Here is a 23,391-nt window from a genome sequence, read left to right as displayed (position 1 = left end):
ATCATTCAAAACAAACATAATGACCGATTCTTTCCAGGTCAGTTTCTGTAAATTCCTCATAGAGGGAGAAAGGTTTAAGGCTCGTTAGCGAGCCTTTTTTCTTGCGATATTCTACGATGGCTTTAGCTTGGTAGAAGTTAATATAGGGATGGGAGCGCAATCTGTCTACACTGATACGGTTCAGGTTGATGCGGTGGACATTTGCCGGGTCGATGCTGAACCAGGCTCGCAATTGCTGAATATTCAGGTTGATATCTTTTAGTTGTTCTATTTGGTAGAATCCACCTAATCGTTGTCGATAACCAATTATCAGACGAGCAATGGCGCTTCCGATACCTGGAATCTTTTTTAATTCGGTGGTGTCGGCGCGATTCAGATCAAGAATGGTTCCGGGTTCATACTTGATATTCTTCATCGGTACGTTTTGGGCAATGTACAATTGTGGGATGTGATGTACTGTATCTTCCGGTGGAATATGTATGTAAGGTAAAAGAGCAGAATATTGTTCTTCTGTCATCCCATATACCTTCTTAAAATCTTCCGGTTTACGGAATTTTCCACCTTTTGCCCGATAGTGCAGGATATTCTTAGCCATCCAGGCTGGTAATCCTAAGCGTCGGAATGTGATAGAATCTGTAGTGTTTGGATTGAAAGAAGCCAGGATTACAGGAATGTTCTCTTCTTTTTTCTTATAAGTCGTGTATTGCCTTTCACTGGGCTGCTCTTTCTCTTCCAACGAGGCTATGAATTCTTCATATTCTTGTTCGGCATCGGCTTGTATGGCTATATCATCCGGAGAGGGCTCCTTTCGTTGCCAGGCAGATATAAGGTACCCGGCGAGAAAAACGATACAAATAACTGCTGTGAGCATTAGGATACCTCGTTTTTCTCCCCGGGAAAAGTAAAAGTAATCTTTAAATAAATTCTGCATCTCCTACAATTTCAAGAAACCCAATTCTTTGATGAAAATGAGTGTAATTGCTATCGGAGCTATAAACTTCAATATGAATATCAGCAATTTGTAAAATGTCACTTTCAGTGTTCCGTTATTGCTTATTTCTTCCCAGACAATCTTCTTGTTCAGATACCAGCCGGTGAAGATGGAAATACACAAACCACCCAATGGCAACATGATCTTAGCTGTGACAAAGTCGAACAGGTTGAATAAACTCAAACCGAATATAGTGTAGCCCTTACCTACACCGAGTGAAAGTGAGCACAGAGTACCCAGAAGCATACAACCGCCTGTTACAAAGCTTGCTGCACGTTTGCGGCTCAGATGGAATTCTTCGTGTAGATAGGCTGTTACCACTTCGTGCATGGAAATAGTGGAAGTCAGTGCGGCAACTGCCAGAAGAATATAAAACATGACTGAGAATATGTAAGCTAATAAAGGTACTTCGCTAAATGCTTGTTGAAATACATTGGGCAGCGTAATGAAGATAAGGCTCGGACCTGCATCCGGCTGGATACCTACCGAGAATGCAGCGGGGAAGATGATAAGTCCTGCCAATATGGCGACGAATGTATCGATAATGCTGACACTGAAGGCTGTCTTGGTCAGATTCGTGTCTTTTTTGAAGTACGATGCATAAGTGCAAAGGCACCCCATACCCAGACTCAGGGAGAAAAAAGCCTGTCCCATAGCACTCAGGAATACGTTGGCATTCACTTTATCCCATTCCGGCTTCAGGAGGAATTCCAGACCGGCACCGGAACCCGGCAATGAGATTGAACAACCAGCCAATATGATCAACAGAATAAACAACATCGGCATCATAATCTTAGCTGACTTTTCGATACCTTTTTCCACCCCTTTCACGATGATGAAGTGGGTGGCAAGCAGAAAGAGTACCAGCCAAATAACCGGGCGCCAGGGATTGGAAGAGAATGAATTGAAGGTATTGATATAATCGGCTGCTGTTTTTCCGGCAAAGTTATCGGTAACAGCTTCACCAATGAATTCCAGTGTCCAACCGGCCACTACGGAGTAATAGCTCAGGATCAGAAAACCTGCCAGTACTCCCATACGCCCCACCCAACGCCAGTGTGTACCCGGTGCCAGTTTCTGATAAGCTCCTGCTGTATTGGCACGTGAGTGTCGTCCGATAAGGAATTCGGATACCATGATAGGGATTCCTAAAATAAGTACGCATGCTAAGTAAATGAGAATAAACGCAGCACCGCCATGATTGCCAGTCTCGTAGGGAAACCGCCAGATGTTACCCAGACCGACTGCGGAACCTGCCGAAGCAAGTATGACGCCTAATTTGCTCCCAAAATTGGCTCTGTCATTTTTAGTCATAAAAAAGTAGATTTTTCTTTCATTTCGTTATTATTCTCTACTAGAACATGCAAATATAGAAAATGTTCTGTACTTTTGCGCACAAATCGTTCATAAATTGAGATATGCTATACTATATTAAAAAATATCCGGTATCGTTGCTGATTATACTGACAGTGATTTATCTGTCGTTCTTTAAACCGCCAACAACGGAATTAAGCCGAATACCGAATATTGATAAAATTGTACATATTTGTATGTATTTGGGTATGTCCGGTATGTTGTGGCTGGAATTCCTGCGGGCACACCGTAGAAATGATTCTCCTCTATGGCATGCATGGGTAGGGGCATTTGTATGCCCCGTATTGTTCAGTGGAATGGTGGAGTTGTTGCAGGAATATTGTACAACTTACCGTGGCGGGGACTGGTTGGATTTTGTAGCGAATACAACAGGAGCGTTCATAGCCTCGATGATAGGCTATTTTGTACTGCGTCCGTGGATGGCGAAAAAACAATAAGCAGTGATCGATTATAAGTAATCAATCACTGTACTCAGTTTAATTCCGTTGGATCCTTTAATCAGGATGGTTTTCCCATGAGGTTTATTCTTTTGTAAAGCTTCGATAACTGCCGAGGCATCAGGATAAGTCGGGAAGTCATGTCTTGCAGCAGCGAACTGTTCACCTACCAACATTACATCTTTAAAACCACATTTCGTCAGGAAGTCTACAATCTTTTGATGTTCTTCCGGACCGTCTTTTCCTAATTCCCTCATATCTCCCAATATCAGCATTTTATTGTCAATTTCCATATTATGGAAGTTGCTGATTGAGGCTTGCATACTGGTAGGGTTTGCATTGTATGCATCAATGATCAATGTATTGTCTGCTGTCTGCTTCAGTTGTGAACGATTGTTCTGCGGGGTATATTCTTTTAGAGCAGTATCTATTCTTTCCGATTCTACATCAAAGAAGTGCCCGATAGTGACAGCGGCAAGTGCGTTGGCGAAGTTGTATTCACCGATTAGCTGTGTCTTCACTTCATGATGCTCACCGTCTTTTCCTGCTTTCCATTCAAAAGTCAGATAAGGCGAGTTGCCCGTAACATGTCCGTTGACGTATAATTCATTTTCACTTCCATAAGAAATCTGGTTCAATCCCCAAGCTATGTTTCTTAGATATAAGTTGTCGTGATGGATGAAGATAGTGGAATCTTTACGTTCACGAAGATAATCATATAGTTCACCTTTGGTTTTGATGACCCCTTCGAAAGAACCGAAACCTTCCAGATGCGCTTTACCTACATTCGTGATAATTCCGTAATCAGGTTCGGCGATGTTCACTAACTCCTTTATGTCACCCGGATGGCTGGCTCCCATTTCTATGATGCCGAGATCATGTTCTGCTTTCAGACGCAACAGGGTGAGAGGGACTCCTATATGATTATTCAAATTACCTTGCGTATAAAGTATAGTGTATTTTCGGGAAAGAACAGCGGCAATCAGTTCTTTGGTGGTAGTTTTTCCATTAGTCCCTGTGATACCGATGATTCGTGTCCCTATTTGGCGGCGATGGTAATTAGCCAGTTCTTGCAGAGTGTGCAAACAACTATTTACCAGTATATAATGCGAATTTCCTGCAGGTGCATATTCGGGTTCATCTACTATGGCGTAGCTACTTCCTGATTCCAATGCTTTAGAAGCAAAAGCATTTCCATTGAAATTGTCACCTTTTAGTGCTATGAATAAAGAACCTTCAGGGCAGTTGCGGCTGTCCGTAGTCACACTGGTACATTCCAAAAATATCTTATATAGAGCGGTGATATCCATAACTATCTCCTTTTTTAAACGTTGTTATTTCCTGTAGTCTAAAACGTTGCAAAGATAGATATTCTGCGTTACAGTGATACATTTACAATGAAAATGTTTTTATTCTTTCAAAGGTAGAATCAGAATAAAACGGGAACCAGTGTTGTAGGTTGGATCAATAGTCAGGCTACCGCCCATTTTCTCTGCAATCAGACGACTGATAGATAACCCTAATCCTGTACCGGGAACGAATGTATCCAGTTTGTTAAAACGCTCGAAGACGGCTTCCTGTTTTTCTACCGGAATACCTATACCTGTATCGGTGACACTGAAGAGAATCATCTTTTCTTCTTCGCGAATGTGATAGGAAAGAGTAATACTGCCATGTGTTGTGAACTTGGCTGCATTTTGTAAAAGACTCATTAGAACCTGCGAGATACGGTCGGGGTTAGTTTGCATGGAGAAGTTTTCCCGTTCGGGGGTAAATATGAGTTGCACATCAGGCTTCAGATAAGAATATGTCTGATCTATGCAAGTCTGACAGACGCCTGTAATATCCGCTATGGTCTCTGCAGGTATGTTTTGCTCTCCATCCAGATAAGAAAGATCGAGAACATCATTAATTAATTGCAGCAGGTTGGTACTGTTCTGTTCAATGATATGGGCGTACTCTTTGGTGTCATCGTTGTCACTGTAATAACTGCTGAGTATTTGGGAGAATCCTACGATAGAATTAAGTGGCGTACGTATTTCATGACTCATATTCTGTATAAATTCTGATTTCATGCGGCTACCTTCTTCCGCTTGTTCTTTGGCATGTTTCAGTTCTTCTTGTGAGCGAATCAGCTCCTTATTCTTTTCGCTAAGTTGTTTCTGAGAGATGCGTAATCGGCTGTTGAGCAGATGCTCGCGATAGAAAATAATGAATCCAAGACTTAATAAGATAATCAAAAAGATGATGATGCGTTGCTTATTTGCCAAATCGCGTTGTTGTATTTGTTGTTGCAGCTCGCTTTTTTCGAGATTCAGGCGTTCTACTCCCAGCATGGCGGCAAATTCTCCTGCGGCAATATCTTCATTTGTTATCTGAATTGAATCATTTAAAGCGTAATATTCCTGATAGTATTGTGCCGATTTGGAATTGTCCCCCATTTCATAATATATAGATGCGCGTCTACGCATAGCTTCCACTTTGTACCTTCCGTTCGGGTTGAATGTAGCAATTATGTAATCCAGGACTTCTAATGCTTTTTTGAATTGTTTTGTTTCTGTGTAGTATTTTTGTAGGACTTCATAATATTCTTCTACGTTTTTCTGTACCTCTTTCTTTGAGAGATATAATTCTTTGGCCTTTTGCAGACTTTTCCAGGATTGGGAATAGTCTTCAATAAAGAGGTAATATTGAGCTGCACGCACATGATAGTAGAATTCTTGCGTGCTACTATAAAGGCAGGAGGCGCTTTTGTTGAGATTCTCAAGTGCTTTATTTGCTTCCCCTAATTCGCAATAAAGGTTTGTTAATCCTGAATAGGAGATAGATAGATTGTACTTATCCAGATCGTATTGTAGAATGATTTCTATTTCCTTCTTTTTGTTGTCGATAGACAGATTAAATAATCTTTTGAGATGGTAGATAGAACCTAAGACATTGTAGGCATTAGCTATGCCATTCATGTATTTCTCTTGTTCTGCCTCTTTCATCATTTTGTTAGCCTCGTATAAGGCTGTGTTATACTGGTATTGTTTGATGTAGTAATTGATCAGTCGTTTACTCCAAGCAAAATAGTAATATTTAGGTTGATTGGTTTTCTTTGCAAAGTCTTTAATTACTTCTACATAATGACTGATGCTGTCCAGTTGGCTATTTTGGTAATAATAGAAATCCAGTTTATTGCATAATGCCACGGCCTGCATGCGTTGGTCTCCTTTTTCTTCGGCCATAAGGAAAAGTGTATCTGACATTTGTACAGTGATAGGAGAACTCACTTCGGCTTTGCAACGCATATAATAAGCATATAATGTGCTATCTACGTTGTATTCTTTTTGTGTGTCTCTTTGCTGTCCTTGCATTGGAGAACTGCATAAAGTGCCGAGACAATACAAAATGATGAAAATAGGAAAAAACGGCTTTTTAGTGTTCATTACTAATGAGGCAAAACTCTTTTTGCAAATTTAGCCTTTCTTTATTGGAATAAAAAGTTTTTATGACACTTTTTTTGTGCCTATTATATAGGTAAAGTCAGCATAAAGCGACACCCATCCGTATATTGGGCATCAAGTACAAGATTGCCCCCCATTCTTTCCATAATGAGGCGGCTGAGGGCAAGCCCTAATCCGGTACCTTTTGAAAATGTATCTAATTTGGCGAATCGTTCGAACACAAATTCTTGTTTATCCTGGGGAATGCCAATGCCGGTGTCGGTGATGCAAATCATGATTTGCTTTTGTTTGGGAAGAATGCGCCAGCTAAGTGTAATACCACCTTCTTCTGTAAATTTTGCTGCATTGTGCAGTAATTGTAATACTACCTGTCCAAGACGTGCTGGGTTGGTATACAGATAGAGTTCGTTCTGTTCAGGTTGATAAGAAAGAACGACTCCGGGTTTAACCTGGCGTTTTGCGCGTTCCATCCATTGTAGACAAAGCTCATTTAGCTCACTCTTTGTGTCGGTAGGGATGGTAGTGCCACTATCAAGACTGGATAATTCCAATACGTCGTCTACTAATTGAAGCAGATGATTACTGCCTTGCTCGATGATAGTTGTATATTCTTTCGATTCTTCGTCTTCTTCAGAAATCTTGCTACTGAGTATTTGCGAGAAACCAACTATGGAATTGAGTGGTGTACGTATCTCATGGCTCATATTCTGTATGAATTCAGTTTTCATACGGCTGGCACTCTGTTCTGCATCTTTAGCACGGCGTAGAACTTTATTCAGCCGGGTTTCGCGAAAAAACATAATGCCGACAATTACTACTATGATACATAATAGAATGATGATATACCGGCGTGTTTCTAATTGTATTTCTTGATTTTTCTGTATTAACTCTTTGTTTTCCAAGTTAAGATGTTCCATTCCCAAAATGGTTGCGAACTCTCCTACAGCTATGTCTTCCTGAGCACTATTCAGTGAATCATTGAGTTCAAAAGCTTTTTCATAACTCTCAATTGCTTTCTGATAGTCCTTTTTAGCAGTATAGATAGACCCACGTGTGCGGTATAGTGTAGGGGTGATAAATCCATTTTGACTAAGCTTTTCAAAGGCTTGCTGGAATACATTCAGGGCTTTATCGTATTCACCGGTTTCTATGTAATAATTGGTTTCAATTTCTAGTAGATTAGTGGCACGCTTAATACGTAATTCTGTATTCTTGCTAAAAAGTTGTGTGGTTTCTTTTAATGTTTCCCGGGCTTTGACCATATCTTTGGTGTGAATGTAATAACGGAGTAGTCCGCATAGATAAGCTCCTTGGTTTAGTTCATTACCTATATACAATTTACTTTCTTCAAGAGCTTCCCAAGCTTTTTTCGGTTCATGGGTACGGAGGTAGCAGTTACTTAATTCAAGATATTTGTTTGTCAGATTATACTTATTCAGATTATATTTTAATGTGAGATCTATCAGTTTTTGTGCATATACAGTGGCTTGCTTATAGAGTTCTTTGCTCTGATAGATGCGTAATAGTGCCTGATAGCAATTCTGCATACCATCGATTTCCTCCCGGCTTTCCGATTCTTGCTGCATCTTGTTGGCCTCATAGAGGGCCAGGTTTAATTTCTTCTGTTTTGTATAGTAAGTTATAAGGCGGTTGCCCCAGGCAAAATAATAATATTGGGGCTGATTGGTTTTCCGGGCAAAGTCTTTGATGGTGTTGGTATACAATATCAGGCTGTCCTCCTGGCCTTCAAAGGACGGACTAAAATAGAAATGGTCTGTTTTGCTGGAGATGGCTACTGCTTGCATTCGTATATCTCCTTTTTCTTTGGCCATAAGAAAGAGTGTATCAAGCATTTGCATGACAGAGGGAGATTTGATTTCTGCCTTGCAATGTTGATAGTACACAAACAATGTACTGTCTACGTGATACTTTTCTTGTTCGCTTGTTTCTTGTCCGCAAAGTCGCCACGGAATAAGCAACCAGAAAAAGAGTAGGAAAAGAGAGGCCAATCTGCCCATCTCGTATATTTTCATAGTTTACTACTTTTACCTGTTAGTTGACAATCCTGAGCAAAGTTAATTTGTTTTTTTATATTTTATAGGATTATGCTGACCTTTTTTGTTTACATTTGCAAAGTATAAACGAAAAAGGACTATCCATGGAAACATTACCTTCTAAATATATCAATGTCAACGGTTCTTTGCTCGACCTTTCTGTGCCCTGCGTTATGGGAATATTAAATATTACTCCTGACTCTTTCTATGCCGGTTCACGTATGCAAACTGAAGCTGAAATAGCTGCACGGGCGCAACAGATAGTGAATGAAGGTGCTGGGATTATAGATATCGGTGCATATTCTTCCCGGCCGAATGCAGAAAACGTTTCTCCCCGTGAAGAAATGGAACGTTTACGCATGGGATTGGAAATCTTGCGTAAAACACAACCCGGAGCAGTTATTTCTGTTGATACTTTCAGAGCGGATGTGGCACGGATGTGTGTGGAAGAGTATGGAGTAGCAATTATCAACGATATTGCTGCAGGAGAGATGGATACGGATATGTTTCGTACAGTGGCCGAACTGAATGTGCCTTACATTATGATGCATATGCAGGGAACTCCACAGAATATGCAGCAACATCCGCACTACGATAATCTTCTGAAAGAGGTGTTTTTGTTTTTTGCTCAGAAGGTGCAGCAGTTACGTGACCTGGGTATGAAGGATATTATTCTTGATCCCGGTTTCGGTTTCGGTAAGACGGTAGAACATAACTATGAACTTCTGGCACATCTCGAAGAATTTCGTGTTTTTGAATTGCCTTTGTTGGTAGGTGTTTCCCGTAAGTCCATGATCTATCGCTTATTGGGTAACACTCCACAGGATGCATTGAACGGAACAACGGTACTTGATACTATTTGCCTGTTGAAAGGAGCTGATATTCTCCGGGTACATGATGTACGCGAAGCCGTAGAAACGGTGAAGATTGTGGAGGCAATGCGGAAAAATAGTGATAAGGTGATAGAGTGATAAGTGATATAAGGAAAGTCACTTAGCTCATAATTCATAATTCATAAATCATAATTCTTATGTTTTTTGATATTGGAGTAAAAGATATTATTGACGTTCTTCTGGTTGCATTTCTGCTTTACTATACGTATAAGCTGATGAAAGCTTCCGGTTCCATCAATGTGTTTACAGGTATCCTGATATTCATATTGATATGGTTGGTAGTGTCACAGGTATTGGAGATGAAACTGCTCGGTTCCATCTTTGACAAGTTGGTGAGTGTAGGAGTAGTAGCACTTATTATCCTCTTCCAGGATGAGATACGGCGCTTTTTGCTGACGCTTGGTTCACACCAGCATGCCAGTGCTTTGGTACGTTTCTTTACAGGGAATAAGAAGGAGAGTATGCAGCATGATGAAATCATGCCGGTAGTAATGGCATGTATCAGTATGGGCAAACAAAAAGTGGGAGCCTTGATTGTGATTGAACATAACTTCCCTTTGGATGATGTGGTGCGTACGGGTGAAATTATCAATGCTGATATTAACCAGCGTCTGATAGAGAATATATTTTTTAAGAACAGCCCTTTGCATGATGGTGCAATGGTTATCAGTAAAGGGCGTATAAAGGCAGCGGGATGTATTTTGCCGGTATCGCATAATCTGGATATACCGAAGGAACTAGGGTTACGCCATCGTGCAGCGATGGGAATTTCTCAGGAATCCGATGCACTTGCTATTATTGTGTCCGAAGAAACCGGGTCCATTTCTGTAGCCTATAGAGGGCAATTCCACTTACGTTTGAATGCGGAAGAACTGGAAAGCCTGTTGACAAAAGAAAATTAGTTTCGGGTGTGACAAAATGATACTAAATAACGTCTTATATACTGAAAAACAGAACTTATATAAAGAACATATTATTAGCAATCTTAAAAAAAAGAAAGATGGATAGACGGAATTTCTTACGGATGGGGAGTCTGGCAGTATTAGGTTCGCTGGCTGCTCCGTCGCTTGCCTTGCCTGATACGGTACGGGGAGCTTTGGGAGGCACGGATAACAAATCTGCTGTAGCTGCGGCTATGAATCATTTCGGTGTAACGGAGGCAGACCTGAAGAAGGTGCTGACTGCTGCACTTGAAAAAGGTGGGGATTATGCGGACCTTTATTTTGAACACTCTTTTAATAATGCTGTAGCCCTGATGGACGGCAAAGTGAACAATTGCAGTTCAAATATTGACTTTGGCATGGGTGTGCGTGTATTAGCCGGTGATCAAAGCGGTTATGCCTATGTAGAAGGTGTAACGTTGGAAGAAATGTTGCGTGCCGCACGTACGGCTGCCCGTATTGCTTCTTCCGGTAAGGCTGGAAAGCCTGTTGCATTTAAGGAGAAGACGATTGAAAGAGACCGTTACTCTGTAGTTACCCCTTGGGAAGAAGTGAGCCTGAAGGAGAAAATGCCTTATCTACAAAAACTGAATGATAAAGTCTTTGCGTTGGACAATCGTGTACGTAAGGTGCAGGCTTCTTTGAGCGACAACACAACACATGTGCTGTTCTGTAATTCAGAAGGTGTGACTTACTATGATTACCGTCCGATGGTATCCTATATGGCTTTCTGTATTATGGAAGAGAACGGACGTATGGAAAATAACTACGCCACTCGTTCCTATCGTAAAGGATTTGAGTTTATGACGGATGATATCATCGAAGTGATAGCTCGCGAAGTTGTAGACAATACAGCAATCATGTTTAAAGCCATTAAGCCTAAAGGTGGTGAACTCCCTGTGGTGATGGCATCCGGCGGTTCGGGTATCTTGTTGCACGAAGCTATCGGACATGCGTTTGAAGCTGATTTCAACCGTAAGAATGTTTCTATCTTTGCCGATCAGTTGAACAAGAAAGTATGTAATGAACATATCAGTGTGGTAGATGACGGTACGATTCCTTTCAATCGTGGTTCTGTAAACTTCGATGATGAGGGTATAGAAGGACAGAAGACTTATATCGTGAAGGATGGCGTATTGACCAGTTACCTGCACGACCGTATCAGTTCTAAACATTACGGTGTGGCTCCTACCGGAAACGGACGTCGCGATACTTTCCGCAATGTTCCTATTCCTCGTATGCGTGCCACGTATATGGAAGCCGGAGATATGAAGGAAGAAGATATCATCTCTACTGTAAAGAACGGTATCTATGCACAGCAGTTCACCAACGGACAGGTGCAGATTGGTGCAGGTGACTTTACGTTCTTCGTAAAATTCGGTTATATGATTGAAGACGGTAAGCTGACGCAACCTATCAAAGATATCAACATTATCGGTAATGGACCCAAAGCATTGGCAGACATTACGATGGTGGCAAGCAATGATCAGATCGATAATGGTACGTGGACATGCGGTAAGGACGGACAGTCTTGTCCGGTGACTTGTGGTATGCCTTCGGCCTTAGTAAGTAAATTAACTGTAGGAGGAGAAAACTGATGATAACAGATAATAATAAAAAACTGGCTCAATGGGCGATGGATTTCGCTCTGAAGAATGGTTGCCAGGCAGCCAAAGTTGTATTGTATGCCAATTCAAACACTTCTTTTGAATTGCGTGATGCTAAGATGGATCGTCTGCAACAGGCTTCTGAAAGTGGAATGGGAATTAACGTGTATGTAGACGGACGTTACGGTAATTATTCTACCAATCGTCTGGATAAGAAAGAACTTGAAACATTTATCAAGAATGGTATCGAGTCTACCCGTTATCTGGCTCCGGATGAATTCCGTGTATTGGCAGATCCTGCCCGCTATTATACAGGTGGGAAACCCGATTTGCAGATGTTCGATGATAAGATCTTTGGCATCAATCCGGATGATAAAGTAGCTTTGGCCCGTGCTGCCGCTGGAGAAGTTATGGGTAAGAATGACCGTATCATCTCAGTAGAGACCTCATACAGTGATGGTGAAAATGCTTCTTATCGTCTGATGAGTAACGGCTTTGAGGGTGAATCCAAATCAACTTGGTATTCAGTTTCTGCCAGTGTGGCCATTAAGGGTGAGGGTGAAGCCCGCCCGTCTGATTATTGGTATGGAAGCTCCCTGTTCTATGATAAATTGCCTAAAACAGATATCGGTTCAGTAGCATTGGAACGTGTATTGCGTAAATTGGGACAGAAGAAAGCTAAGTCTGGTAAATACACAATGGTGGTTGATCCGATAAATTCGGGACGTATGCTAAGCCCTGTATTGAGCGCTCTTTATGGTTCCTCTTTGCAGCAAAAGAACTCTTTCCTGATTGATAAACTGGATCAGAAAGTATTCTCTGATAAACTGACCGTAATGGATGACCCACATGTGATAGGTGCCAATGGTTCACGTTATTTCGATAATGAAGGTGTGGCAACGGAACATCGTCCAATCTTTGAGAATGGTGTGTTGAAGACTTACTTCTTTGATACTTATAATGCCAAGAAGATGAGTGTAGCTCCTACTATTAGTGGTCCGTCACGTCTGGTACTTACTCCGGGTGATAAAGATCTTAATGGTTTAATTGCTGATGTAGCGAATGGTATCCTTGTTACCGGTTTGAATGGTGGTAACAGCAATAGTAACACAGGCGACTTTTCTTACGGCATCGAAGGATTCCTCATAGAGAACGGTAAATTGACGCAACCTGTCAATGAAATGAATGTTACCGGAAACTTCCTGACGCTATGGAATTCGTTGGCGGCTATCGGTAATGATGCTCGTACGGATCGTAGCTGGCTGGTTCCTTCATTAGTGTTTGAAGGAGTTGACTTCAGTGGACTTTAAGAGATTCTAAATAAAAGATATCCCGCTTTTCTATGATGTTTATCATGGAAGAGCGGGATTGATTAATAATAATATAGGTATGAAAGCAATTGACTGGATAAATCATCTGAATATGAGTCGCCATCCTGAAGGTGGATACTACAAAGAAGTATTTCGTTCCGAAAAGCTGGTTGATAACGATAAATCAGCCATGACTTCCATTTATTACCTGTTGGAAAATGAGGATAAATCAGCTTTCCATAGACTGACTTCTCCCGAAGTATGGTACTACCATGCGGGATATCCCTTGATGCTACATGTGATCCATCCCGATGGTAGATTAGTTACTCACTTGATGACTGCTGACTTTTCGGGCGAACAGCAGGTTGCCATTGAACCCGGATGTTGGTTTGCTGCTGAATTGCCTTCGCATTTCGGATATGCATTGGTCAGTTGTGCCGTTGCTCCCGGTTTTACCTTCGATGATTTTGAGTTGGGTACGTTCGATCGTTTATCGAAACTTTATCCGGATCATGAAGATTTGCTAAAACGGTTGTGTCAATAAAGGATTTATAGAAAAAAGTATCATGCTTCTTTGATAATATCCAGTACCTTTATTGCAGCCGGAAAACCGATATAAGGCATACATTGTATGACAGCGGCAGTCAGCGTTTCCTTACTATTACCTACTTTCAGATTGGCTTGCAGATGTGATTGTAGTTGGGGCTCTGCACCAATTACAGTTAGTACGCAGAAGGTCAATAATTCACGCGTTTGGGTATTCAGTCCGCTTCGGGTTTGGAAATCTCCGAAATGAACTTCAGTCAGGAAACGTGCTACGTCGGCTCCCATGCCGCCCGGAACGTCTTTCAGTAATTCCTTCATAGTCTCTCCGTAAAGCGGTTTTTGAATAGCAAGACCTTTCTCCAAGCGATTTTCTTCTGTCACTGTCTCCTGTTTTTCCAAAGGTAACTTGATACCTCTTTCCGTGAATGTGGAGTTTATTGTGCCCAATGCATTCAATACTTTTGGGAAACCGATAATGGGAGCGCACTGATAGATAGCCTCGCGCAGTTCTATAGGAGTTACCCCTATGTTTAGTGCAGCTCCGGCATGACTCTTTAGTTGTGGCAGTTGCTGCATGGCGGCTAATGATACGCAAGTAATCATCTCACGGGTTTTCATATCCAGATCACCTGTGTGGAACACTTCTCCAAAGATATATTTCTGAAGTATATCCATTATTTCCGGATCTGCTCCTTCTCCGGTCAAAGCTTCTCCACCGAATAGTTGGGTGTAGCTCTTTTTACATAAATCAATTCTATTCTCATCCTTTCCATTCTCACTGCTTCTGTCTTTTACAGCTTCCGCATATTCTTCATCATTCACCACCTCAAGCCAGGTGTTCTGATTCGTTTGCGGATTGCACGCTATGGCAAGGTGTGAGAACCAACTATCGGGGGCGGCACCGTGCCAATGTTCTACGTTGGGAGCGATTTCTACTACATCACCGGGCAACAGGCGGCGTGCAGCCTTTCCGCGTTCCTGATAATAGCCCACACCACCTACGGCAATCAGTAGTTGTCCGCCTGTGTGGCTGTGCCAGTTATTGCGGCAACCGGGCTCAAACGTAACGTTGGACATCGGTACATTTAATTCTTTGCTGGTAGTCAAAGGTGCCAGCCAGGATTTACCTGTGAAATACTGTGCGTAGCCAGTATTCTCTTCCCCTACCGGGAAGTCACTGATTTTTGGAACTTCTGTTTTCATATCTTGTGCGTTTATATTGCCTGTACCGATTAAAACAACCGTTATGGCAATGATTATTCTTTTCAAATTCATAATATCTTGTTTTTATGATGGTAGATTCTATTGTCTTTCAATCTTCACGACTACATTGCCTGCTACGTCAAAAGCTTCTATTCCGTTTCCGTCGATGCGTCCCAGAGGTATCAGTTCACTGCTATGACTTCCACTTTTATAAAAGAGAGCGACGTTTCCCCAAGGAGCATACAGATCAATATCTCCACGGGATGGAGTATGTCCCTTGGGAGCACCTTCGGTATTGAATGCAGGTTCCGGATAAAATATTTTTTCTGCTCCGGCATAATCGTTCATTGTAACTTCTATAGGCAGACGTGACAGGAAATCACGAGTCGTAACATTGTCTTTCATCGTTGCGGTAACTTCACGGTTACCTACGGTTATTTTAATCTTCATACTATTTTCTTCTGGTTTATTATCTTCGTCATCATCATTTCCGGAAGTTTCCGGTTGTTCTGTATCCGGTTCTTCAAAACCATTGGGAGAATTGCTGCATGCCGCTATTGTAAGGGCAAACAATAACATTACTGGAAATAAAAATAGCTTTTTCATATCACTTCTTTATTAAATTAAGATTTATATCTGCTTCATTCACAATGCAAAATTACCGAAGATGTTCCATAAACGTTGTATACAGATTACAGATAAAAGTAACTGAATTACTGTTTTTGCCAGTTGGCGAGATTAATTTTAAAAGAAGAGGATACCTAACATGACGACTGAGGTAGCTTTGAATAACGACTGAGACTACCTTGAATAATGTCTTACAACCCATATAGATATAAAATAAGGAATTCCAAGACATGATTTAGCTTATATCGGGATGGAAAGGAAGGAAACCAGTTGACAAGTTGACAAGGGAACAAGGGGCTGCGCAATGCTCCTATGCCGCATGGAACCTTGTCCCCTTGTTAACTCGTCAACTCTCCCTCAAAACGAGATGGGAATGAATTAAAGATTACTGATGGACTTTTGTTAGTTTGTTGATAATCAGCCAATAGTATTTACCGATGATTTACTGCAAGATGTAAAAGCATTTACTGCCGGATGTAACGACCTTTACCCCTTATTGTAACGGCCTTTACATCGGCATGTAACGTCTTTTACTTCGGCATGTAAATGGAGTTACTGTGTGGAGTGAACAAAGTTATCATTTAGCTCATTACATATTTAAGCTAGGCTGATGTTTTTGTTAGTTCAGCATCAGACTCATGTATGCTTGTTCCGAAGCAAATACTTTTTCTGTTAATTGCCCGATAGTTAGTTGCTCATGTGCGCCTGGGAGGCGTCTGTGACTATACATACATTTCCCTTTATTCAGGTAATAATAACCATTGTTGGCTGAAAGTTCGTTGTCAATGAGATCAATGTTCATTTCTTCCTCGGGATGTGCGGCTGCATAAAGTTGCAGTACAGGTTTGGCCTGAATGATGCGTATCATACCCAAATCGAAAGAGGTTTGGTCTTTTACGGGAGGTATGATGATATCAAGACTTTCGGCCTGCATGTCTTGGCAGATGTGGGTGAGCAGCAAACGCTCTGCTTCGGGAGTATCTGCAAATAGTTCATTTATAAATAGTTTGGAAGCTTCTTCATCGGGATAGACAATGGCAAGAGCGGCAATTCCAGATTCATTCGAAAGAGTGAAAATGCACCCACAACTCAGATTGAGGTCGGCCAGTATGACGTAGAAGTCTGTCTTTGTATGTTGCAGGCAGCAAGGGCGTTCCTGCATTTTGCGATTCAGATATTGGTAGACATCTTCATCATAGTCTGTGTAAGCCTGAAAGCACCAACCAGTCTCTGCAGATGAAGTGAGAGAAGGAGCATCCGTTTCATCTGTTGGCAAATGAAAAGTGCGTTTACCGTAACGGAAAGCCGTTGCGTAACCTACGCGTGCATAATAATCAAATAACCAAGACTCGGCAGGAATAAGGGTCGTAAATGCGATATCATTACGATACATGCGCCCGAATGCCTGGGACAACAATTCTCGCATAACGCCCCGGCTACGGTAGTCGGGGTGAGTGCAAGCACCCGAAATATATGCAGTCGGTACACTATTACCATGGAAAGTTATCGGATAGGGAAGCATCTGTAAGGCGGCAATGACTTCATCACCACTTTCGATGGCAACATTCACTTCGCTGTTATAGCGAAGATTAAAGTACATATTCACAAACTCGTCATTGTCGTTAAAACAAAGCTTCCACAACTTCTTTACCTTTTCACGCATTATTTCTATCTCCTATTCAGATGCTTACTATCTTTATTGATTATTTATTACTTGCTATTAACTACTTAGAAGAATCTTACCATTTCACTGGATCTACAGGGGTATCTTTCAGGCAAGCCATATATTTCTCCAGGATAATCACTGGCTGGTAGGACAATTTGGCTTTGCGTAGTCCTTCGATACCCAAATCTTCTTCCCGGTTGATATAAGTATATTGTTCGGGAATATGATTGGCAAATTCATAATTTATCATGGTGTAGGCACCATCAATCGTGGTGTCTGCTTTCTCTACATGTACGCCGAAAGTATCCTGGTTGATGGGCATACCGAAAGTGAAAGCTACAATTTTACCATCTACATGAAGAATACCTCCTGTCAGGCCAAGGGCATCGAAGTTATGCAGTGCATAGATGAGTGCACGACGTTCGTTACCCGTACCTTCGTGCTGGTCGCAGTTGTTCACTTTGCACCATTCGGCTTCCAGATCGAGACATTCCTGTATACGGTTGGAAGTGAGAGGAACATATTCATAATTAGTATAGGTCCGGCGGAATTTATTGAGGTGGTTCCGTTTGGCTTGGAATTTCTTACCGGCCAATGTGGCAAGGTCGGTGCGAAGATACAGGTAATCGGCATAATCTCTGTCCGCTTCGAAATGAAACTTATCAGGCATTATGGCTTCCAAGTCAGCCCGCATGCCTGCGCATACTCCGAGCATACAGAAGCGTTCACCTTCACGGTTGGCATCTTCTATCATATCCTCCAGCACTTTCTTTAAATCTCCGTTCCCGACTGGCATCATATATACCAATTCTTCTCCTGCCCAGAATTTCAGTATCAGGAAGCCGTCCTGTACTGCAAACTTGGTGTCATAAAGGAAACGCCAACTACAGAGATTGGAGAATGAAAGGTCACAGTTGCGTCGGGGACTATGCTGTGTATAAGATGTAATGAGTTCTTTATCTTTAAGTTCGATGTCTTTAAATGATATCATATCGTCGTTTTCGTTAGTTTGAATATAAAGAATAACAAAGATAAGGAGAAATTGTTATAGCAACCCTAATAATCGCAAAATAGTTGGCGTAAGTAGGGCGGTGAAAATGCCATTCAGTGTAAGCCCAAGACTGGCGTAAGCTCCGTATTTGCTACTGATATCCATGGCGGTGGAAGTTCCCACGGCATGGGCGGCAGCTCCCAAAGATAATCCTTGGGCAATCGGACTCTTAATACGCGTAAGCTTCAGGGTTTTTATTCCGACAATACTACCCAGCAAACCGACACAAACCACTACGGCAGCCGTCAGTGCCGGAATGCCGCCTAATGTATCTGCTACTTCCATGGCAATAGGGGTAGTAACAGATTTAGGTGCCAATGAATAAATAATTTCCTGCGGTGCTCCCATCAGTTTGGCAATCACCACTACGGAAACTACCCCGATGATACAACCTGCCAATTGTGAAAGCAGGATCGGGACCAATTGCTTCTTTATGGCCTCCAATTGTAGATATAGAGGTACGCCAAGGGCTACTACTGCCGGTTTCAGCCAGAACTCAATGAGGTATCCGCCTTTGTTGTAGGTTTCGTAGTTGATATGCGCCATTTTCAGAAAGATAATCAGGATGGCGATAGTCAACAAAATGGGGTTAAGCAATAAAATACCAGTTTTCTTTTGCAACAGTTTTGAAAAGAAAAACACGCCGAAAGTAACGGCTAACAAGAAGAATTCGTTGTCTAAGTAACTCATTTGATTTTGCGTGCTAATTGATGAACCCACCCTGTAACGATTAAAACCAACAGGGTACTAACTAAAGAAGCAATCACTATCGGCCAGAATTGGGCAGCGATAATATCAAAATAAAGCATGAGAGCTACACCGGGAGGAACAAAGAAGAATCCCAAATTAGCAACCAGAAAGTCGGACAATCCCTGCACCCATTGCAGTTTAATCCAACCCAATTTCAGGAAAAGGGTGAGTAACAGCATACCTATGATGCTGGACGGAAGCTTGATATCCGTAAGAAAGACAACCAATTCACCCAAAGCCAGGCATCCGAAAAGGATGGCGCATTGACGAATCATACTACTATTACCTATTTATTATTATTAAATTCAACTCTCTTTGGGCAATAACCTTCTTAATAACTGACCAAAAGTTGAATTGTTTACTGAAAACGCTGCAAAGTTAGGTGTTTTGTAGATTGGCTGTCACAGTTTCTTGCGATATTTCTTTCTATTTGTACGTTTTGTGCCAGGTTAGTGTTAAATATTATAATAATTGCGGTTTGGAACACAAAAATGCCCCGAATTGCAATGTTGATATTGCAAAATTGTGTACTTTTGCGGCGTGAATAACACATCTACCGAATTTTTATACACAATTTATATATATGCAGAGATTAATTAATGAAATCGTTGAGCGTGCGAAAGCCGACCGCCAACGTATTGTTCTTCCTGAAGGAACGGAAGAACGTACTTTGAAAGCTGCCAATCAAATTTTGACAGATGGAGTTGCTGACTTGATTCTTCTGGGTAATCCGGACGAAATCAACGCTTGTGCAACAGAATGGGGACTTGGAAACATCAGTAAGGCTACTATTATTGATCCGGAGAATCATCCGAAGAAAGAAGAGTATGCACAATTGTTGTGTGAACTTCGCAAGAAAAAAGGTATGACTATCGAAGAAGCTCGTAAGTTGGTACTTAACCCGCTCTATCTGGGCTGTCTGATTATTAAGAATGGTGATGCTGACGGTCAATTGGCAGGTGCACGCAATACGACGGGTGATGTATTGCGTCCGGCATTGCAAATCATTAAGACAACTCCGGGCATCACTTGTGTATCCGGTGCAATGTTGTTGCTGACACACGCTCCCGAATATGGAAAGAACGGTATTTTGGTGATGGGTGATGTAGCTGTTACACCGGTTCCGGATGCAGAACAACTGGCGCAGATTGCGGTTTGTACCGCTCGTACTGCTAAGTCAGTGGTAGGTATGGAACCTAAAGTAGCGATGCTGAGCTTTTCAACTAAAGGTTCTGCTAAACATGAGGTTGTGGATAAAGTAATTGAAGCTGTGAGAATTGCCCATGAAATGGCTCCTGACTTGGCTCTCGACGGCGAGCTGCAGGCTGATGCTGCATTGGTTCCTGAAGTAGGTGCCAGCAAAGCTCCGGGCTCTCCGATTGCAGGAAACGCAAATGTGCTGATTGTGCCGAGCCTCGAAGTAGGTAATATTTCTTATAAATTGGTACAACGTTTAGGCCATGCAGATGCAGTAGGTCCGATTTTGCAGGGTATTGCTCGTCCGGTGAACGATTTGTCACGCGGTTGCTCCATCGAAGATATTTATCGCATGATTGCCATCACTGCCAACCAGGCTATTGGAGCAAAAGAATAAAATAACTATTAAATCTGAATATATAAAATGAAAGTCTTAGTATTAAACTGCGGTAGTTCGTCCATCAAGTATAAATTGTTTGATATGGATCATAAAGAAGTGATCGCACAGGGTGGTATCGAAAAAATTGGCCTGCAAGGTTCTTTCCTGAAATTTACTTTGCCTAACGGCGAAAAGAAAGTTCTGGAGAAAGATATTCCCGAACATACCGTGGGGGTAGAATTTATTCTGGATACATTGACCAGTCCTGAATATGGTGCTATCAAATCTTTGAATGAAATTAACGCAGTTGGTCATCGTATGGTGCATGGTGGTGAGAAATTCAGCGAATCTGTACTACTGACACAGGAAGTACTGGATGCTTTTACCGCTTGCAACGATCTGGCTCCGCTTCACAATCCTGCTAACCTGAAAGGTGTAAACGCTATCTCTGCTATATTGCCTAACGTACCGCAAATTGGTGTATTCGATACTGCATTCCACCAGACTATGCCTGACTATGCTTATTTGTATGCTATTCCTTACGAATTGTATAAGAAGTATGGTGTACGTCGTTATGGTTTCCACGGAACTTCTCACCGTTACGTTTCACAACGTGTGTGCGAATTTTTGGGTGTGAATCCTGAAGGAAAGAAGATTATTACTTGTCACATTGGTAACGGTGGTTCTATCACTGCTGTAAAAGATGGTAAGAGCATTGATACCAGCATGGGCTTGACTCCGCTGGAAGGCTTGATGATGGGTACACGTAGCGGTGACATTGACGCCGGTGCCGTAACTTTCATTATGGAAAAGGAGAATCTGACTGCTGCCGGTGTATCTGACTTGCTGAATAAAAAGAGCGGTGTAATGGGTGTCTTTGGTGTATCCAGTGATATGCGCGAGTTGGAAGCTGCTGTTGCTGCCGGTAACAATAAAATGGCCGACCTGACTGAAAAGATGTATTTCTACCGTATTAAGAAGTATATCGGTGCTTATGCTGCTGCTTTGGGTGGCGTGGACATCATTGTATTTACAGGTGGTGTAGGCGAAAATCAGGCTTCTTGCCGTTCAGGTGCATGCGAAGGTTTGGAATATATGGGTGTGAAACTGGATCTGGAAAAGAATAAGATTCGTGGAGAAGAAGCAGTGATTTCTGCTGAAGACTCTAAGGTGAAAGTTGTAGTGATCCCGACTGACGAAGAGTTGATGATTGCCTCGGATACTATGGCTATCTTAAATAAGAAATAATCCTTGAAAAGTTAATATGTTCGCAATCGCGATGTAATAATGAAGCCGGAAGCAATGCGGATTGCCTTCCGGCTTTATTTTTTTAACAGTATCTGCTCCAAGCACTGGCTTAAAATCCTTATCTTTGCTTGTTTCTTAAGAGAAAGCGACATTTATTCAAACTACTTTAAATATACCAATTTATGAAAAGATTCATGTATTTATTGTTCTTTGTCTTGTTGACAGGTATGACATATGCGCAGCAGGCAAAGTATGTATTTTATTTCATCGGTGATGGAATGGGAGTGAACCAGGTGAACGGTACGGAAATGTATCTGGCTGAACAGGAAGGACGCATTGGTGTGACACCGTTGTTGTTTACTCAGTTCCCGGCTGTGGGTGTTGCCACAACTTTCTCTGCAACCAACTCTGTAACGGACTCTTCTGCTGCCGGAACTGCTTTGGCTACCGGAGTGAAGACGTATAACGGTGCTATCGGTATGGATGACCAGAAGAATGTGATTCAGACTGTTGCCGAGAGGGCTAAGAAAGCCGGGAAGAAAGTTGGTGTAACTACCAGTGTCAGTGTAGACCATGCTACTCCTGCTGCTTTCTATGCACATCAGCCTAATCGTAATATGTATTACGAGATTGCTCTTGACTTGCCGAAGGCTAACTTTGATTTCTATGCAGGTGGTGGTTTCCTGAAGCCAACTACTACGGCTGACAAGAAAGAAGCTCCAAGCATTTTCCCCATCATTGAGGAAGCCGGTTATACGATTGCAAAAGGTGTAGACGATTTTAAAGCTAAAGCTGCTCAGGCTGATAAGATGGTGCTGATTCAGAAAGATGATGCCAACCCTTCTTGCCTGCCTTATTCTATTGACCGTAAAGATGGCGACTTGACTCTTGCAGAGATTACTGAAAGCGCTATTTCTTTTTTGACTAAAGGTAAGAATAAAGGCTTCTTCCTGATGGTAGAAGGTGGAAAGATAGACTGGTCTTGCCATTCAAATGACCCTGCTACTACTTTCGAAGAAGTGATAGATATGGACAATGCTATCAAAGTGGCGTATGAGTTTTATAAGAAGCACCCCAAAGAAACTTTGATTGTGGTAACGGCAGACCATGAAACTGGTGGTTTAGGATTGGGTACAGGCAAGTATGAATTGCATTTGAAAGCCTTGAAGAATCAAAAACAATCTCAGGATTTACTTTCTGTTGCTATCACTGATTTGCGTAAGGCAAAAGGACATGATGTTACTTGGGAAGATGCCAAAGCGCTGTTGACAGAAAAGATGGGCTTTTGGAAAGAGTTGCCTTTGACTTGGGAACAGGAAAAGATGTTGCGTGATGAGTTTGAACAGTCGTTTGTAAAGAACAAGGTCGTGTTCGAAGAAACTCTTTACTCGAAGACTGAACCGTTGGCTGCATCTGCAAGAAAAGTAATGAGCCAGATTGCTATGGTAGGTTGGACAAGCGGTAGCCATACAGCAGGATATGTACCTGTATATGCGGTGGGTGCAGGCTCTAAGGAATTTGCTGGCAAATATGATAATACGGAAATCCCGAAGCGTATAGCAAAGGTTGCGGGATATAAATAATCAGATATTGATTTGTTTCAGGCGCGGATTAAGCGGATAATACGGACTACACAATCCGTATCCGCATAATCCGCGCTTGTTGTAT

General features: G+C 41.9%; 20 protein-coding genes. 9 read left to right on the top strand and 11 right to left on the bottom strand.

Translation table 11 applies throughout. The features are described 5' to 3' along the window. Window position 1: 1 nt before the first annotated feature. Window positions 2–931 (bottom strand): ComEA family DNA-binding protein, encoded by a 930-nt coding sequence (locus tag DWW10_RS01250; RefSeq protein WP_118420636.1) that lies wholly within the window; start codon window positions 929–931, stop codon window positions 2–4. A gap of 3 nt (window positions 932–934) precedes the next feature. After that, window positions 935–2,305 carry a sodium-dependent transporter gene (locus DWW10_RS01245; RefSeq protein ID WP_022394243.1) on the bottom strand — a complete coding sequence of 457 codons (1,371 nt, stop codon included), beginning with the start codon at window positions 2,303–2,305 and terminating at the stop codon, window positions 935–937. A 104-nt stretch (window positions 2,306–2,409) separates the two neighbouring features. On the opposite strand from DWW10_RS01245, the gene DWW10_RS01240 reads away from it, so the two are divergent. Next, window positions 2,410–2,802 (top strand): VanZ family protein, encoded by a 393-nt coding sequence (locus tag DWW10_RS01240; RefSeq protein WP_007660575.1) that lies wholly within the window; start codon window positions 2,410–2,412, stop codon window positions 2,800–2,802. 11 nt (window positions 2,803–2,813) lie between these two features. On the opposite strand, the gene DWW10_RS01235 is transcribed toward DWW10_RS01240, so the two are convergent. The 3 genes from DWW10_RS01235 to DWW10_RS01225 form a co-directional block, all read right to left on the bottom strand. Continuing rightward, complete coding sequence (locus tag DWW10_RS01235; RefSeq protein ID WP_022394244.1) at window positions 2,814–4,112, bottom strand: UDP-N-acetylmuramoyl-tripeptide--D-alanyl-D-alanine ligase; 1,299 nt, start codon at window positions 4,110–4,112, stop codon at window positions 2,814–2,816. 99 nt (window positions 4,113–4,211) lie between these two features. Further along, a complete protein-coding gene (locus DWW10_RS01230) occupies window positions 4,212–6,161 on the bottom strand; it encodes a tetratricopeptide repeat-containing sensor histidine kinase (protein ID WP_259320395.1) in 1,950 nt (649 codons plus the stop codon). 155 nt (window positions 6,162–6,316) lie between these two features. Further along, window positions 6,317–8,284 carry a tetratricopeptide repeat-containing sensor histidine kinase gene (locus DWW10_RS01225; RefSeq protein WP_118420635.1) on the bottom strand — a complete coding sequence of 656 codons (1,968 nt, stop codon included), beginning with the start codon at window positions 8,282–8,284 and terminating at the stop codon, window positions 6,317–6,319. A gap of 125 nt (window positions 8,285–8,409) precedes the next feature. On the opposite strand from DWW10_RS01225, the gene folP reads away from it, so the two are divergent. From folP to DWW10_RS01200, 5 genes are all read left to right on the top strand, one after another. Continuing rightward, on the top strand, window positions 8,410–9,276 hold the full coding sequence (gene folP / locus DWW10_RS01220) for a dihydropteroate synthase (RefSeq protein WP_022394248.1): 867 nt from the start codon (window positions 8,410–8,412) through the stop codon (window positions 9,274–9,276). Between the two features lie 59 nt (window positions 9,277–9,335). Next, entirely contained in the window at window positions 9,336–10,100 is a 765-nt protein-coding gene (gene cdaA / locus DWW10_RS01215; protein WP_022394249.1) for a diadenylate cyclase CdaA, read from the top strand. Between the two features lie 98 nt (window positions 10,101–10,198). Next, window positions 10,199–11,737, top strand: coding sequence for a TldD/PmbA family protein (locus DWW10_RS01210; protein ID WP_022394250.1), 1,539 nt, complete (start codon window positions 10,199–10,201; stop codon window positions 11,735–11,737). Then, complete coding sequence (locus DWW10_RS01205; RefSeq protein ID WP_022394251.1) at window positions 11,737–13,056, top strand: TldD/PmbA family protein; 1,320 nt, start codon at window positions 11,737–11,739, stop codon at window positions 13,054–13,056. Before DWW10_RS01210 ends, DWW10_RS01205 begins: the two co-directional genes overlap by 1 nt. Before the next feature lie 79 nt (window positions 13,057–13,135). Beyond that, on the top strand, window positions 13,136–13,600 hold the full coding sequence (locus DWW10_RS01200) for a cupin domain-containing protein (RefSeq protein WP_022394252.1): 465 nt from the start codon (window positions 13,136–13,138) through the stop codon (window positions 13,598–13,600). Between the two features lie 20 nt (window positions 13,601–13,620). Here DWW10_RS01200 and DWW10_RS01195 read toward each other — a convergent pair whose 3' ends face one another. The 6 genes from DWW10_RS01195 to DWW10_RS01170 all read right to left on the bottom strand — a co-directional run bounded on the left by DWW10_RS01195 (window position 13,621) and on the right by DWW10_RS01170 (window position 19,174). After that, complete coding sequence (locus tag DWW10_RS01195) at window positions 13,621–14,877, bottom strand: cupin domain-containing carboxymuconolactone decarboxylase family protein (protein WP_022394253.1); 1,257 nt, start codon at window positions 14,875–14,877, stop codon at window positions 13,621–13,623. Between the two features lie 27 nt (window positions 14,878–14,904). Next, the gene (locus tag DWW10_RS01190; protein WP_022394254.1) at window positions 14,905–15,411 is read right to left on the bottom strand and encodes a cyclophilin-like fold protein; all 507 of its coding nucleotides are present in this window, start codon (window positions 15,409–15,411) and stop codon (window positions 14,905–14,907) included. 640 nt (window positions 15,412–16,051) lie between these two features. Beyond that, window positions 16,052–17,095 carry a GNAT family N-acetyltransferase gene (locus tag DWW10_RS01185; RefSeq protein WP_022394255.1) on the bottom strand — a complete coding sequence of 348 codons (1,044 nt, stop codon included), beginning with the start codon at window positions 17,093–17,095 and terminating at the stop codon, window positions 16,052–16,054. Between the two features lie 76 nt (window positions 17,096–17,171). Beyond that, a complete protein-coding gene (locus DWW10_RS01180) occupies window positions 17,172–18,089 on the bottom strand; it encodes a DUF2156 domain-containing protein (protein WP_022394256.1) in 918 nt (305 codons plus the stop codon). Between the two features lie 54 nt (window positions 18,090–18,143). Beyond that, a complete protein-coding gene (locus tag DWW10_RS01175) occupies window positions 18,144–18,839 on the bottom strand; it encodes an LrgB family protein (protein WP_007660562.1) in 696 nt (231 codons plus the stop codon). After that, on the bottom strand, window positions 18,836–19,174 hold the full coding sequence (locus tag DWW10_RS01170; RefSeq protein ID WP_007660560.1) for a CidA/LrgA family protein: 339 nt from the start codon (window positions 19,172–19,174) through the stop codon (window positions 18,836–18,838). The genes DWW10_RS01175 and DWW10_RS01170 overlap by 4 nt, the downstream gene beginning before the upstream one ends. Window positions 19,175–19,482: 308 nt before the next feature. On the opposite strand from DWW10_RS01170, the gene pta reads away from it, so the two are divergent. From pta to DWW10_RS01155, 3 genes are all read left to right on the top strand, one after another. Beyond that, window positions 19,483–20,493 carry a phosphate acetyltransferase gene (gene pta / locus DWW10_RS01165; RefSeq protein ID WP_007660556.1) on the top strand — a complete coding sequence of 337 codons (1,011 nt, stop codon included), beginning with the start codon at window positions 19,483–19,485 and terminating at the stop codon, window positions 20,491–20,493. A 27-nt stretch (window positions 20,494–20,520) separates the two neighbouring features. Continuing rightward, window positions 20,521–21,723, top strand: a complete 1,203-nt coding sequence (locus DWW10_RS01160; RefSeq protein WP_022394258.1) for an acetate kinase — start codon at window positions 20,521–20,523, stop codon at window positions 21,721–21,723. A 182-nt stretch (window positions 21,724–21,905) separates the two neighbouring features. Next, window positions 21,906–23,306, top strand: a complete 1,401-nt coding sequence (locus tag DWW10_RS01155) for an alkaline phosphatase (RefSeq protein WP_118420634.1) — start codon at window positions 21,906–21,908, stop codon at window positions 23,304–23,306. Window positions 23,307–23,391: the final 85 nt, after the last annotated feature.

The sequence above is a fragment of the Bacteroides intestinalis genome (genome assembly GCF_003464595.1).
GTDB classification, from domain to species: Bacteria; Bacteroidota; Bacteroidia; order Bacteroidales; family Bacteroidaceae; genus Bacteroides; species Bacteroides intestinalis_A.
This window is presented reverse-complemented; position numbering and strand designations above follow the sequence as displayed.

Excerpts from the sequence above, each read along its gene's own strand:
- DWW10_RS01195 (WP_022394253.1), bottom strand. The coding sequence starts at position 14,877 with ATGAATTTGAAAAGAATAATCATTGCCATAACGGTTGTTTTAATCGGT.
- DWW10_RS01175 (WP_007660562.1), bottom strand. The coding sequence starts at position 18,839 with ATGAGTTACTTAGACAACGAATTCTTCTTGTTAGCCGTTACTTTCGGC.
- DWW10_RS01225 (WP_118420635.1), bottom strand. The coding sequence starts at position 8,284 with ATGAAAATATACGAGATGGGCAGATTGGCCTCTCTTTTCCTACTCTTT.
- DWW10_RS01250 (WP_118420636.1), bottom strand. The coding sequence starts at position 931 with ATGCAGAATTTATTTAAAGATTACTTTTACTTTTCCCGGGGAGAAAAA.
- folP (WP_022394248.1), top strand. The coding sequence starts at position 8,410 with ATGGAAACATTACCTTCTAAATATATCAATGTCAACGGTTCTTTGCTC.
- DWW10_RS01245 (WP_022394243.1), bottom strand. The coding sequence starts at position 2,305 with ATGACTAAAAATGACAGAGCCAATTTTGGGAGCAAATTAGGCGTCATA.
- DWW10_RS01200 (WP_022394252.1), top strand. The coding sequence starts at position 13,136 with ATGAAAGCAATTGACTGGATAAATCATCTGAATATGAGTCGCCATCCT.
- DWW10_RS01155 (WP_118420634.1), top strand. The coding sequence starts at position 21,906 with ATGAAAAGATTCATGTATTTATTGTTCTTTGTCTTGTTGACAGGTATG.
- DWW10_RS01230 (WP_259320395.1), bottom strand. The coding sequence starts at position 6,161 with ATGCAAGGACAGCAAAGAGACACACAAAAAGAATACAACGTAGATAGC.
- cdaA (WP_022394249.1), top strand. The coding sequence starts at position 9,336 with ATGTTTTTTGATATTGGAGTAAAAGATATTATTGACGTTCTTCTGGTT.
- DWW10_RS01205 (WP_022394251.1), top strand. The coding sequence starts at position 11,737 with ATGATAACAGATAATAATAAAAAACTGGCTCAATGGGCGATGGATTTC.
- pta (WP_007660556.1), top strand. The coding sequence starts at position 19,483 with ATGCAGAGATTAATTAATGAAATCGTTGAGCGTGCGAAAGCCGACCGC.
- DWW10_RS01240 (WP_007660575.1), top strand. The coding sequence starts at position 2,410 with ATGCTATACTATATTAAAAAATATCCGGTATCGTTGCTGATTATACTG.
- DWW10_RS01170 (WP_007660560.1), bottom strand. The coding sequence starts at position 19,174 with ATGATTCGTCAATGCGCCATCCTTTTCGGATGCCTGGCTTTGGGTGAA.
- DWW10_RS01235 (WP_022394244.1), bottom strand. The coding sequence starts at position 4,112 with ATGGATATCACCGCTCTATATAAGATATTTTTGGAATGTACCAGTGTG.
- DWW10_RS01160 (WP_022394258.1), top strand. The coding sequence starts at position 20,521 with ATGAAAGTCTTAGTATTAAACTGCGGTAGTTCGTCCATCAAGTATAAA.
- DWW10_RS01190 (WP_022394254.1), bottom strand. The coding sequence starts at position 15,411 with ATGAAAAAGCTATTTTTATTTCCAGTAATGTTATTGTTTGCCCTTACA.
- DWW10_RS01210 (WP_022394250.1), top strand. The coding sequence starts at position 10,199 with ATGGATAGACGGAATTTCTTACGGATGGGGAGTCTGGCAGTATTAGGT.
- DWW10_RS01180 (WP_022394256.1), bottom strand. The coding sequence starts at position 18,089 with ATGATATCATTTAAAGACATCGAACTTAAAGATAAAGAACTCATTACA.
- DWW10_RS01185 (WP_022394255.1), bottom strand. The coding sequence starts at position 17,095 with ATGCGTGAAAAGGTAAAGAAGTTGTGGAAGCTTTGTTTTAACGACAAT.